At 64.1% G+C, this 12,702-nt stretch carries 14 protein-coding genes; 7 read left to right on the top strand and 7 right to left on the bottom strand.

Translation table 11 applies throughout. From position 1 onward, the window contains the following. Window positions 1–195: 195 nt before the first annotated feature. From LOY45_RS10465 to fauA, 4 genes are all read left to right on the top strand, one after another. Window positions 196–930, top strand: a complete 735-nt coding sequence (locus tag LOY45_RS10465; RefSeq protein WP_115087427.1) for a response regulator — start codon at window positions 196–198, stop codon at window positions 928–930. 14 nt (window positions 931–944) lie between these two features. Then, entirely contained in the window at window positions 945–2,234 is a 1,290-nt protein-coding gene (locus LOY45_RS10460; protein WP_115087667.1) for a sensor histidine kinase, read from the top strand. A 113-nt stretch (window positions 2,235–2,347) separates the two neighbouring features. Continuing rightward, window positions 2,348–3,283: a helix-turn-helix transcriptional regulator gene (locus tag LOY45_RS10455; RefSeq protein ID WP_258579091.1), complete on the top strand. Its 936-nt coding sequence runs from the start codon at window positions 2,348–2,350 to the stop codon at window positions 3,281–3,283. Between the two features lie 123 nt (window positions 3,284–3,406). Beyond that, window positions 3,407–5,605, top strand: a complete 2,199-nt coding sequence (gene fauA, locus LOY45_RS10450; protein ID WP_258579090.1) for a TonB-dependent alcaligin siderophore receptor FauA — start codon at window positions 3,407–3,409, stop codon at window positions 5,603–5,605. A 10-nt stretch (window positions 5,606–5,615) separates the two neighbouring features. Here the strand turns inward: fauA and LOY45_RS10445 are convergent, their stop codons facing one another. The 4 genes from LOY45_RS10445 to LOY45_RS10430 all read right to left on the bottom strand — a co-directional run bounded on the left by LOY45_RS10445 (window position 5,616) and on the right by LOY45_RS10430 (window position 8,294). Continuing rightward, window positions 5,616–5,843: a hypothetical protein gene (locus tag LOY45_RS10445; protein ID WP_115087432.1), complete on the bottom strand. Its 228-nt coding sequence runs from the start codon at window positions 5,841–5,843 to the stop codon at window positions 5,616–5,618. An 81-nt stretch (window positions 5,844–5,924) separates the two neighbouring features. Continuing rightward, window positions 5,925–6,872: a FecR domain-containing protein gene (locus LOY45_RS10440; protein ID WP_258579089.1), complete on the bottom strand. Its 948-nt coding sequence runs from the start codon at window positions 6,870–6,872 to the stop codon at window positions 5,925–5,927. Beyond that, window positions 6,869–7,378, bottom strand: a complete 510-nt coding sequence (locus tag LOY45_RS10435; protein WP_115087436.1) for a sigma-70 family RNA polymerase sigma factor — start codon at window positions 7,376–7,378, stop codon at window positions 6,869–6,871. The genes LOY45_RS10440 and LOY45_RS10435 overlap by 4 nt, the downstream gene beginning before the upstream one ends. A gap of 73 nt (window positions 7,379–7,451) precedes the next feature. Beyond that, complete coding sequence (locus LOY45_RS10430; protein WP_415842518.1) at window positions 7,452–8,294, bottom strand: SDR family NAD(P)-dependent oxidoreductase; 843 nt, start codon at window positions 8,292–8,294, stop codon at window positions 7,452–7,454. A 114-nt stretch (window positions 8,295–8,408) separates the two neighbouring features. On the opposite strand from LOY45_RS10430, the gene LOY45_RS10425 reads away from it, so the two are divergent. After that, window positions 8,409–9,323: a LysR substrate-binding domain-containing protein gene (locus LOY45_RS10425; protein WP_258579088.1), complete on the top strand. Its 915-nt coding sequence runs from the start codon at window positions 8,409–8,411 to the stop codon at window positions 9,321–9,323. On the opposite strand, the gene LOY45_RS10420 is transcribed toward LOY45_RS10425, so the two are convergent. From LOY45_RS10420 to LOY45_RS10410, 3 genes are all read right to left on the bottom strand, one after another. Then, window positions 9,268–9,603, bottom strand: coding sequence for a DUF2790 domain-containing protein (locus LOY45_RS10420; protein WP_134062203.1), 336 nt, complete (start codon window positions 9,601–9,603; stop codon window positions 9,268–9,270). The genes LOY45_RS10425 and LOY45_RS10420 overlap by 56 nt on opposite strands. A gap of 75 nt (window positions 9,604–9,678) precedes the next feature. Next, entirely contained in the window at window positions 9,679–10,428 is a 750-nt protein-coding gene (locus LOY45_RS10415) for an anti-sigma factor family protein (protein ID WP_115087444.1), read from the bottom strand. Next, on the bottom strand, window positions 10,425–10,934 hold the full coding sequence (locus LOY45_RS10410; protein WP_115087446.1) for a sigma-70 family RNA polymerase sigma factor: 510 nt from the start codon (window positions 10,932–10,934) through the stop codon (window positions 10,425–10,427). Before LOY45_RS10410 ends, LOY45_RS10415 begins: the two co-directional genes overlap by 4 nt. Window positions 10,935–11,065: 131 nt before the next feature. On the opposite strand from LOY45_RS10410, the gene LOY45_RS10405 reads away from it, so the two are divergent. Together LOY45_RS10405 and LOY45_RS10400 are read left to right on the top strand one after the other, a co-directional pair. Next, the gene (locus LOY45_RS10405) at window positions 11,066–12,112 is read left to right on the top strand and encodes a catalase family peroxidase (protein ID WP_258579087.1); all 1,047 of its coding nucleotides are present in this window, start codon (window positions 11,066–11,068) and stop codon (window positions 12,110–12,112) included. Continuing rightward, entirely contained in the window at window positions 12,109–12,639 is a 531-nt protein-coding gene (locus LOY45_RS10400; protein WP_115087449.1) for a cytochrome b, read from the top strand. Before LOY45_RS10405 ends, LOY45_RS10400 begins: the two co-directional genes overlap by 4 nt. Window positions 12,640–12,702 lie beyond the last annotated feature (63 nt).

Genomic DNA, 12,702 nt, shown 5'->3' with positions numbered 1-12,702 from the left:
GCGTTGCAAGGAGGTGGAGGGTTCCACCCCGTTGCTGTCTATTGCAGGCCCGCCAGGTATCGCCGATGTGTCCGAATCAGCCCGCTTTGCCTCCCCAGGTATCTATGGCCACAGCAGATACACTGCAATACAAAGCCCGGCAGGCAAGCACTACCGGGCTCGGTACACTTGCCCCACCACCACGGGAGCCGGACGATGGAACATGTCGATCACATCCTGATCGTCGACGATGATCGCGAGATCAGGGAGCTGGTAGGCAACTACTTGAAAAAGAACGGGTTGCGCACGACCATCGTCGCCGACGGCCGGCAGATGCGCGCCTTTCTCGAATCCGATGTGGTCGACCTGATCGTGCTCGACATCATGATGCCCGGTGACGATGGCCTGCTACTGTGCCGCGAACTGCGCGCCGGCAAGCACAAGGCCACGCCGGTGCTGATGCTGACCGCCCGCAACGACGAAACCGACCGCATCATCGGCCTGGAAATGGGCGCCGACGACTACCTGACCAAACCCTTCTCGGCCCGCGAGCTACTGGCGCGGATCAACGCGGTGCTGCGCCGTACGCGCATGCTGCCGCCGAACCTGACCATCAGCGAAAGCAGCCGCCTGATCGGCTTCGGCCACTGGCGCCTGGATACCACGGCGCGTCACCTGCTCGATGCCGACGGCACCCTGGTGGCCCTGAGCGGCGCCGAGTACCGGCTGCTGCGGGTGTTCCTCGATCATCCGCAACAGGTGCTCAGCCGCGAGCAACTGCTCAACCTCACCCAGGGCCGCGAGGCGGATATCTTCGACCGCTCCATCGACCTGCTGGTCAGCCGTCTGCGCCAGCGCTTGCAGGATGATGCCCGCGAACCGGCCTATATCAAGACAGTGCGCAGCGAGGGCTACGTGTTCTCCTTGCCTGTGCAACTGGTCGAGGCCTGAGCATGAACAACCTGCTGCGCTGGCCGCGCACACTCGCCTCGCGCCTGGCGCTGATCTTCTTCACCGGCCTGGTGCTGGCTTACGGCTTGTCGTTCAGTTTCCAGTTCTACGAGCGTTACCAGAGCTCGCGCTCGATGATGCTCGGTAACCTGGAGCAGGACGTCGCCACCTCCGTGGCCATCCTCGACCGCTTGCCGGCCGCCGAACGCACCGCCTGGCTGCCGCGCCTGGAGCGACGAACCTACCGCTACCGCCTGGATGCCGGCGAGCCCGGCCAGCGCCTGAGCATGGACGACGCGCCCATGGCCGCGCTGTCCATCGGCAAGGCCCTGGGTGGGCAGTATGTGCTGGATTACCAGAACATCCCCGGGCCCAAGCCGCACTTCCAGGTACGCCTGCGCCTGGCCGACGGCGCGCCGCTGAGCGTCGACGTCACCCCGGCGCCGGTACCCATGTCGAGCTGGCTGCCCGTGGTGCTGCTGATCCAGCTGGCACTTCTGTTGCTGTGCACCTGGCTGGCGGTGAAAATCGCGATCCGCCCGCTGACCCGCCTGGCCGAAGCGGTCGACCAGCTCGACCCCAACGCCCCGGGGCCGCAACTGGACGAAAGCGGCCCTCGGGAAGTGGTGTATGCCGCAGTGGCCTTCAACAGCCTGCAAGCACGCATCGGCGCCTACCTGAAAGAGCGCATGCAACTGCTGGCGGCGATCTCCCATGACCTGCAGACGCCGATCACGCGGATGAAGCTGCGGGTCGAAGCCATGGACAACAGCATCGACAGGGACAAGCTCTGGAGCGCCCTGGAGGCCATGGAGCACCTGGTGCGCGAAGGCGTGGCCTATGCCCGCAGCATCGATGGCAACAGCGAGGCGCCGTGCCGGGTTAATCTCGATGCCTTTCTCGACAGCCTGGTGTTCGACTACCAGGACAGCGGCCAGCAGGTCGAGCTGCAAGGCAAGAACGGCGCGCGGATCGAGACCCGCCCGCAAGCCTTGCGCCGGGTGCTGGTGAACCTGATCGACAATGCCCTGAAGTTCGCCGGCGCAGCGCAGCTTGAGGTGCAGACCGGTACCAGCCACAGCACCATTATCCGCGTGCTCGACCAGGGCCCGGGGATTCCCGCCGAAGAACTCGACGCGGTATTGCAGCCCTTCTACCGCATAGAGAACTCGCGCAACCGCAGCACCGGCGGCACCGGCCTGGGCCTGGCCATCGCCGCGCAGCTGACCCAGGCCATCGGCGGCACCTTGACCTTGAGCAACCGTGACGGTGGCGGCCTCTGCGCGCAAATCGAGCTGCACTGAAAGCCCCCTGCGACAGAGCAATACACAACTGCCCGGAAATACTCCTCCACAAGCGCATATTTGAGAATGAATGTTATTATCGTGAACGTTATCTACCGCCACGAGCTCGCGCCTTGTCCGCACCGACCCGTTACCTGCTGTCCGACTTCCACGCCCTGGGGCACCGCTACAACGTGCACTACAGCTTGCCCGAAGGCGATGGCGGCGAAGACGACCCGTGCCTGATGCAGGGGCGGATCAGCGAACATGGCCTGGCCCCCGGGTTCAGCCTGGTGCATTCGGATGTACAGCCCTATCACACGTTCCGCGCCGACTCACTGGACATGCCCGGCCTGTCCCTGGCCCTGGTGCTCGATGGCGAAGCAACGATCTCCTATACCGCTGTTCAACGCCTGCAACCCGGCACTTGCATGACCACCCTTTGCGCCGATGGTCGGCCGATGTCGGCGCTGCATCAGCGCGGTGCCAACCTGCGCGGGCTCAACCTGGCGGTGCGTCAGCCCGAAGATGTTGGTGAAGAGGCACTGGCCGACCTGATCCAGGCCCGGCTGCGCAGCCACGGCTCGGTTTTGAGCCATTGGCAATTGCCCGCTTATCTGCTGGCCAGCATAGAGGAGTTGCTGGCCGCACGCTGGCAAGGACCATTGCAGCACATTCTCTGCCAGGGCGTGAGCCTGCAACTGCTGGCCCACGCCCTGGCACAGTTCGAGCCAAAACCGACGAGCAGCACCCTCTGCGCTCGCGACCGACTGATGCTCGAACGGGTCCGCGAGCATCTGCACCTGCAACCCGGCGATGATCATAACCTGGCCGATCTCGCGCGTTTGGCATGCATGAGCAGCAGCTCGCTGCGCGGCAAGTTTCGCCTGCTGTATGGCCAGTCGGTGTTCGCCTATCTGCGTGACCGGCGCCTGGACCAAGCCCGGCAATTGCTCAACGAAGGTTGGCGCATTCAGCAGGCGGCGCACTATGTCGGGTACCGTCATGCCAGTAATTTTGCCACGGCATTTCGCCAGCGCTTCGGCCAGTCGCCGCGGGAAATCACCTGAGGTTCTCGCCTGCCTTATGCTTTGGCAGCGCCCATACAGGCTCTGGCATCCGGCAAAACTGAAAACCCAGGTAAATGTGAATAATACGCAGACGATAACTATACTCTGCGGAGAACTATTCCCATGCAGTACCGCCTTGCTCCTGCCGCTCGTCCTGTCCGCTTGCGCACGGCATTGTTGGGCAGCGCTTTCGTCACGCTGATCGCCAGCGCCGAAGAGCCCACCCAACCCGAAAGCGATCAGGTCCTGACCCTGCAGGCCATCGACATCCAGGGCGAGGCCTACCAGCCGCAAACCACCGAAGGCAGTGGCAGCTATACCACCGGGGCGATGTCCACCGCCATCGGTTTACCCTTGTCGATCAAGGAAACGCCACAGTCGGTGAGCGTGGTCACCCGCCAGCAGATCGAAGACCAGGAACTGACCACCACTGCCGATATTCTCAACACTGCGCCGGGCGTCTCCTACACCCGCAACGACAGCAATCGCCTGTCGTTTTCTGCTCGTGGATTTACCATCGACAACTTTCAGTTCGACGGTCTGGCTTCACCGATCAATGGATTGTGGAACTTTGGCGCCACCGAAATGGACTCGGCAATCTACGACCGGGTCGAAGTGGTACGCGGTTCCACAGGCCTGCTGACCGGTGCCGGCAGCCCATCGGCGGCAGTCAATTTCGTGCGCAAAAGACCGTTGCCAGATTTCGCCGTGAGTGGCTCGGCGGGGGCCGGGCGCTGGGACGAGCGGCGCGGCGATATCGATGTGTCGACACCACTGAGCGCCGATGGCCGGATCGCGGCACGGGTGGTGGCAGCCTATTCGGACAAAGACAGCTACGTAAGCTTCCTCGACTATGGCTCACGTACCCTGTACGGCGTGATCAGCAGCGAGCTGACACCTAGCACGCGTCTGACCACCAGCATCGAGTACCAGAAAAACCAAACCAATGGCATGGGCAGCGGATTTCCGCTGTTCTACAGCGACGGTTCGCGCACCGATTTCGGCCGCTCGGCGGCGAACAACACCAAATGGGCCGACTTCGGAACCGAGTCGACCACGGCCTTCGTCGACCTCGAACATAGCCTGGACAATGACTGGAAACTGCGCGCCGCCTACAGCCGCTTCGATGGCAACTACCGCATGCGCTACCTCTATCGGGGCGGCTATCCGGACCGCGACAGCGGCCGCGGCATGAATGCCAGCTTCCTCAAGTACAACGGCGAACGCAGCCGCGACGACTGGCATCTGACGGCCAACGGACCGTTCCAGCTGCTGGGTCGCAGCCATGAATTGGCCCTGGGCTGGATGAGCATCGACGATGACCTGAACATCGACCAGTTCCGCCCTCTGGGCGCGGTACCGGACACCGGCAACTTCATGGACTGGGGCATGGACCACATTGCGCAACCGGTCTGGTCAAGCACCCGCGCATCCGGTGACGCCACCCACACGAAACAGACCGGCAGCTACGCCGTGGTGCGTTTCTCGCTTGCCGACCCGCTGCACCTGATCATCGGCACACGGATCAGCGACTGGCAAATCGACCAGGATTACTACGGCAGTCAGCGCAAATACCGCTACCACAATGAGGTTACGCCTTACGCTGGCCTGATCTATGACATCGACAAGACTTACAGCGTGTACACCAGCTACACCAGCATCTTCAACCAGCAGAATGCCCGTAGCGCCGACGGCAGCATCCTCGATCCGGTGACCGGCGACAGCTACGAAGCGGGAATCAAGGCAGGCTACTTTGACGGTCGTCTGAATGCCGCTTTTGCGGTGTATCGCACCCAGCAGGAAGGCCTGGCCGAAGCCATCCCGGGAGTGAACGTGGAAGGCCAGGCCAATGAGCAAGCCTACAAGGCTGGCACGGGGGCGCGCGTCGACGGGTTTGACCTGGAACTGGCCGGGCAGCTCAGTGAAGTGTGGAACCTGTCGGCCAGCTACACCCATTTCATCGCCCGCAACAGCGACGGCGAAGCGATCAACAGCAACTTCCCGCGCAGCCAGGCCAAGCTGTTCAGCACCTACCGCCTAAGCGGTGGGTTAAGCCGCCTTACCCTCGGTGGTGGCGCTACCTGGCAGAGTGGTATCTCCCGTAACAATGTCGCCCGTCCCGGCGGCTTTACCGACCTTGAGCAAGGCAGCCATACCCTGTTCAACCTGATGGCGCGTTATCAACTTACCGATTACGTCAGCGTCAGCGCTCATGTCGACAACCTGTTCGACAAGCGCTATTACGAACAGGTCGGCTTCTACAGCCAGGGCTGGTGGGGCGAGCCGCGCAGCATGAGCATGGGTGTCCGGGCGGCATTTTGAAGGTCGGCGCTCAGCCTGGAGCCGGCGCCAGCACGGCGGTGATGCTGGCGAATGGAATACAGCGGCATTCATCATCGCAGGCGAAGTACAGCTGCAATTGGTGAGTGCGCCAGTCGATGCTGCGTACTTCGCCTGACTGGGTGTCCATCACTCCGTATTCGGCGGCAAAACAGCCGTACAGCACCACGGTGTCTCCAGGTTGATACAGGCGAAGACGCTCTTTGTTGTTGTCGTCCATGTCGGCATGGCTCCGGCCCTTGAGTCGGCATAATCACCATCTGCGGGCGGGCGCGCTACTGGTAAAAATACCAGGCACGACTCAGGCCGTTTTCTGTTGCGCCACCAGCGTGATCCAGTAACGGCTGCGCGCCTGCACCGCCACTGGCAAGCTGGCAGCCAGCAAGGCCAGGACCCGGTCCGTGTCATCCAGGCGGAAAGTGCCGGTGACTCTTAGCGACTCCAGCGCCGGGTCCCAGCGCAGCCAGCCCGGGCGATAACGCGACAGTTCACGCAAAAACTGCCCCAGCGGCTGGTTATTGACACTCAACACACCGTCGCGCCAATCCGGTTGATGCGGATCGAAACGGTCCATGGCGCCACTGCCGTCGGCGTTGATGGTCAGTTGATCGCCAACCTGCAAGGCCAGCGCCGTGCCGTGGCGCGGCTGTACCTGCACCGAGCCATGCAGTACGGCGATACGGCACTGCTCGGCATCGCGGCGCAGGCAGACCTGGGCCTGGCCGACGCTCACCCGGGCCATGCCGAGATCGACGTGCAGCGCTTGTGCGCGGCTGACACTCAAGGCGATTTCGCCCTCGACCAGGGTCAGGCGCTGGTGGGCAAGGTCAAGGTTGACGGCCGTTGCGGTGTTCAATTGCAGCAGGCTGCCATCGGCCAGGCGCACACCGCGGCGCTCGCCCACTGCGGTACGCAAGTCGGCGCGCAGAGCCTGCAGCGGCGTCTGCTGGCTGAGCAACCCGCCGGCGGGCAGTAGCAGTGCCAACGCCAGGCCGCGCTTGAGCAGGGTTCGGCGGCTCGTTTCGGGGCGATCCAGGCTGGCCATGGCCAAGGCTGGCGGCACCTCTTGAAAGCGCTGGCGCAAGCCTTCGGCGCGCTGCCAGATCTGCTCATGCTGCGGGTTGGCCGCGCGCCAGTGCTGCAACTGCTGCAGGTCATCAGCGCTGGCCCGCCCGGAATCGAGCAGGGCCAGCCAGCGCGCGGCGGTGCGGGCCAGTTGCCGGGATTCGCGAGTGACGGTGCGGTTCATAGCTCGACCAGCAGGCAATGCTCATAGGCCTGGGCCATGTAGCGCTTGACGGTACGCTCACTGACAGCCAGACGCTCGGCGATCTGTGCGTAGCTCAGGCCTTCGAGCTGCGACCAGAGAAACGCCCGACGCACCACTGCCGGTAAACCGTCGAGCAGTTCGTCCAGGGCCTGCAGGGTTTCCAGTAGCAGCCAGCGCTGCTCCGGCGAAGGCACCCGTGCCTCAGGCAGGTTGGCCAGGGCATCGAGGTAGGCGCGCTCCAGGCTGCGGCGCGTGTGGAAGTTGATCAGCAAACGCTTGCCGACGGTCAGCAGATAGGCCCGCGGTTCGCGCAACTCGCTGAGCACCTGGGGGCTGGCCAGCACCCGCAGGAAGGTGTCCTGGCTGAGGTCGGCGGCATCCCAGCGGTTGCCCAGGCGCTGGTACAGCCAGTGCTCAAGCCAGCTGCGATGCTCCCGATAGAGGCCATGCAGGGTCTGCTCGGTGGGGCCCGCCGCTTCGCTCATGTCAACGCACCTGGATTGATTAGACTCAAATGAGATTGATTCTAATTAATACCCCTGCGCAAACCAAGCGCTATTACATGGCTTTTATCATCTGCCAGCGCTGGCGCACTTCCCGCACCGTACTGGCAGATACCCCGCGCAGTTCGCGCGGATAGTCCACCTGCGGGTTTTCCTCGAAGCGCGTGGCACAGAACTGGCCGTTGCTGGCGCGCAGGATATAGCCGCTGTCCTGGCAATCGGCCGAGGCCAGGTACAGCACGCCGGGGACAACCCACTCGGGCTTGAGATCCTCGGGTTCGCCTTGCTGGCCCCACATGCGCGTGCGCGCCACCGGCGAAATCGCATTGACCCGAATCCCGTGCTCGGCGCCCTCGGCAGCCAGGGCGTTCATGATCCCCAATTGCGCCATCTTGCCGGCGGCGTAGGCGCCAAGACCGATCTGCGCATGGCGCAGGTACATGGCCCGGTCGGAGGTGGTGAGCACGATGCGCCCGCTACCGGAGGCCTTGAGCGCAGGCCAGGCGTGCTTGCTCAGCCACAGCGGCGCGTGAACATTGATGGCCAGGGCGCGCTCGATGAAATCGGCGCTGCTGTCCTCGACATTCTGATAACCGACCCAGCCAGCGTTATGGACCAGCGCATCGAGGCCGCCAAAGGCGTCCAGTACCTTGGCAAGCAACTGCTGGCAGGCCTGTTCATCGCCAAGCTCGGCGCTGTGGCCGATCACCTGGTGGCCTTCGTTGCGCAAGGACTGGGCCGCGGCTTCGGCTATCGAAGCGTCGCTGCCACACCCCACGCGGTCGGTGCCAAGGTCGCTGATGACGACTTGAGCACCGGTTTCTGCCAGGGCACGGGCATAGGCCAGGCCCAGGCCACGGGCGCCGCCAGTGATGAGTACAGTTCTGGATGAAATCACAAGCAGTCTCCTGATGGGCCGTTCAGCCTAGCCAGTGAGCACCGCAAAGTTGAATACTATCGGGCTGACCCGCCGATATCCTGCCGATATCGATGCGCATCAAGGACGCCCGCCGTGATCGAAACCCGCCTGCTCCGCCAGTTCATCGCCGTGGCCGAAGAGCTGCACTTTCACCGCGCCGCCGAACGCCTGCACATGGCCCAGCCGCCCTTGAGCCAGGCCATTGGCAGGCTTGAACAGCGTCTGGGGTTTGCCCTGTTCACCCGTCACTCCCGAGGTGTTGCGCTGACCGCTGCCGGAGCGGCGTTTGTGCAAACAGCGCGGGCAACCCTGGCGACCTTGCAGCAAGGCATCGTCCAGGCCCGGCACGTGGCTGAAGGCATTGCCGGGCAGTTGCGCATCGGCAGCCTGGCGCTGGCCGGCTATCCACTGCTGCTCAATGCGCTCAAGCAGTTTCGTGCCGACTGGCCCAAGGTACAGCTGGACCTGCAGCAGGGATCGTCGGCGCAGTTGGTCGAGAACCTGCTCGATGGCCAGCTGGATATCGCCGTGGTCAGGCAATTGCCGATCATGAGCGAACGCCTGAGCAGCCGCTTGTTGCTGGAAGAGGAGATTCTGCTGGCGGTGCCGAGTGAACATTCTCGCGCTGGCGAAACATCTGTCAGCCTGGCGGACTTTGCCGATGAAGATTTCGTCTTCACCCCACAAGCCTTGGGCGCCGGATACCATCAGCAACTGCTTGACCTGTGCCAAAGCGCAGGCTTTTACCCACGCATCAGCCAGCAGGCGGCGCAGTTGCAAACGCTGATCAACCTGGTGGGTTGCGGGTTCGGCATCGCTTTGGTGCCGGCGGCAGCCGCCCAGGCCAATGCCCAGCCGGGGGTACGCTTTTGCCATTTGCTGGGAGCCAGCCCGCGATTGGGTCTGTACCTGGTGTGGCGCAGCGACGATCCCTCGCCGCTGCCGGGGCGCTTTATCGCGTTGACTGAAAGCGCGGACACTGACCTTCGAGCCGATAACGCAAGGTAACCAGCTGGCCGCTGGAATCTTCATAGGTCATCAGCATCGGCGCCGCTTCGCAGCCGCGGGCCATGGGGGTCTGTTCGATCAGACGGGCGACATCCACGGATTTACCGTAGGTAAAGTCCTGGATGGTCGGGACGGTCTTGCCGGTTCTTGCTGCATAGGCCTGCACTGCCTGCTCATGGGCAACCAGACGCGCATCCTTTACCTCTGGTGCCGAAGCCAGCGCGCTTTGGCCGGCCAGCAGAACCACTGCGGCCAATACCAAACCTTGCTTGCGCTTCATTGGCGGATACCTCGAATGAAGTGAAATGACGACAGGAACAACGGCTTTGAGCTTACGCCCCTAATGGCATTTCAGCTACAAAGTGATATCGAGCGCCTGGCGCAATTGCTCGCCCCGGCTATCGGACGTGGCGCTGATCAGGGCGTAGTTGTAGTCACCCCGCGACCAGTAGCGTGCCTGCAACTGGCCGTCGGTTCGCTCACCGCTGGGCATGCGCGCATAGTGCTCGCCCGGCGAACGCAGGAACAGGCTGACGCGCTGGCCCTGGGCGTCCTCGAACAGCAACAGCGCCGCTGGCCCCTGCTCGTTGCTCAACAATCGTGCACCGACCGGGGTGAAGCCGTAGGCCGAGAGGTCCGGCAGGTTGCCGACATGGGCGAAGTGCTGGCCCAGCCAGGCTTGCAGGCGCGCCGGGTCCTGGGCGTTGAGGTCGAGGGCCTTGGCGTTGGCGAACAGCCGATGGGCCTGCACGGCATCGGCCATCGGCGGGTTGCTGGCCAGCAGGCTCGCCTCGCGCACCTGCCAGCCGCCCAGGCCGCCGATGCCCAGGGTCACCAGCAATACCGCGGCACTGGCCCAGCGCCGCTGCCGGCGACGACGCAACGCGCGGCGCACGTTGGCCGGGTCCAGACGCGGATTGGCTGCCTGCCCGGCAAAGCCGGACAGCGCCGCGCGCAACTGGCGGGCATCGTTACGCCAGGCCTCGACCCGCGCCGCCTGTTCGGGGTTGGCCGCCAGGTACAGCTCCACCGCCCGACGCCGCTCGCTGTCCAGGCGTTCGTCGACATAGGCGTGCAGTTCGTGGTCAGACGGAATCAAGCTCATTTCAACCTCCGCAGCGCCGGGGGCGGCGTATTGCCCTCGGCCAGTTCGCGCATGGCCGCGCGAGCGCGCGACAAGCGTGACATTATCGTGCCGATCGGCACATCCAGGGCCTGGGCGGCCTCCTTGTAGCTCAGGCCTTCGACGCTGACCAGCAACAGCAAGGCGCGCTGCTCGGTAGGCAATTGCGCAAACGCCGCCAGGCCCGACTGGGCAACGACGATGTCTTCGGTGTTGCTGCCCGCCTCCTCGCCGCGGCCGAACCAGGCCAGCCAGCGCGCCTGACGGCGTTCGCGGCGTTTACCGTCGATAAACTGCCGGTACAGGATCGAGAACAGCCAGGCGCGCAGGCTGGCGTCTTCGCGTTGTTGAGCGCGGCGGCTGAGGGCGCGCTCGAGGGTGGCCTGGACCAGGTCGTCGGCGCTGCTGGCCTCGCGGGTCAGCCACAGGGCGAAGCGGCGCAGGCGCTGGAGCATCTGGCGCAATTGCTCGTCGTCTAGTTCGTTCATTGCCGCAGTCTTGGCCTGTAGGCGATCAGTGTACGAGGCAGACGCTGGTGGTGAAGAATTATTCCCTGGTGCTGGAATAAATTTCTGCCCCACGCGTCGTACCGGCTCATTCACTGACCCGGATCACCGCCATGAGCACTCCGTTACACGGTCGCCCCCGCGCCCTGCGCCTGGCTGCCATTGGCCTCGGGCTTACCGCCCTGGCCACCGGCTTTGCCTATGCTGCCGGCTGGATCGGCACCGAGCGCCTGACCCCGAAGCGCTTTATCGACACCTTCGAAACCCAGGCCGGGCACTACCCCGGCTACCGTAAGAATCACGCCAAGGGCCTGTGCGTCAGCGGCTATTTCCTGAGCAGCGGGCAGGCGGCGAGCCTGTCCACTGCCCGGGTGTTCAACCAGAGCAACGTAGCGGTGATCGGTCGCTTCGCCATCGGCGGCGCCAACCCCCACAGCCCTGACGCCAGCGTGCCGACCCGTAGCCTGGCGCTGCAACTGAGCACGGACGATGGCCAGCAGTGGCGCACCGGCATGAACACCCCGCCGGTGCTGGCTGTGGGTACGCCTGAAGCCTTCTACCAGCAGGTACTGGCCATGAGCCCGGACCCGGCCACCGGCAAACCCGACCCCGCGCGCCTGCAGGCGTTTTTCGCCGCCCACCCGGAAAGCGCCGCCTTTCGCCAATGGGCCAAGGACTACAAGGCCTCCGACAGTTTCGCCAGCACCAGCTACAACAGCATCAACGCCTTTGCCCTGATCGATGCCAGCGGCAAGGCCCACTACGTGCGCTGGAGCCTGTTGCCACAAACGCCGTTCAGCGCGCTGCCGGCAAAGGTCGACGACAATGACTACCTGCAGCACGACCTGCGCCAGCGCCTGAGCCGGGGGCCGCTGCGCTGGACCCTGCAATTGACCCTGGCAGCTGCCGGCGATGCAGTCGACGACCCAAGCCAGCCCTGGCCCGCACAACGCCCCACGGTGAACGCCGGCACCCTGGTGCTCGACCAGGTCGATGCCGCGGAACGAGGCGCCTGTCGCGACCTGAACTTCGACCCGCTGATTCTACCGAGCGGCATCAGGCCTTCGGCCGACCCGATCCTCGCTGCCCGCTCGGCGGCCTATTCGGAATCCTTCAACCGCCGCAGCCGTGAAGCCGCGCAGCTGGGAGCTCGCCCATGAAACCTGTTGCCTTCCATCCCCTGGCCCGCCTGCTCCATTGGCTGATGGCCGTGCTGATCCTGGCCATGCTGTTCGTCGGCGTGAGCATGGTCAGCGACCTGTCGCCGCGCCACACCTGGCTGGTCAGCCTGCACAAGGCCATTGGCCTGGCGCTGTTGCTGCTGGTGCTCGTGCGCATTGGCGTGCGCCTGAGCCTGGCGCCCCCGCCGCTGCCCGACGACATGCCGCCAGTGCAACGCTGGGCGGCGAAAGCTTCGCACCTGTTGCTCTACGGGCTGATGCTGGCGATGCCTGTGCTTGGCTGGGGCATGCAGTCTGCAGGAGGCTATCCGCTGCCATTACAACTCCCGGCACTGCTGCCCCACGACCTGCCGCTGTATGCCCTGCTGCGCCAGGCCCACGGCTGGCTGGCCTATGTGTTGTTCGCCACCGTGCTGCTGCACCTGGGCGCGGCACTGGTGCACGGGCTGGTACGCCGTGACGGCGTGCTGCGCAGCATGTGGCCGGGGCCGCTGCCAAAGAATTAATATCTTAATTATTTTATGCTCAGGTCCAATTGCACCCACAAGAGGTCTATTCAAAAATAAAGA

The sequence above is a fragment of the Pseudomonas wadenswilerensis genome (assembly GCF_024749185.1).
GTDB lineage: Bacteria > Pseudomonadota > Gammaproteobacteria > Pseudomonadales > Pseudomonadaceae > Aquipseudomonas > Aquipseudomonas wadenswilerensis.
Note: the sequence above shows the minus strand (reverse complement) of the source record. Positions and strands in the feature narration are given on the sequence as shown.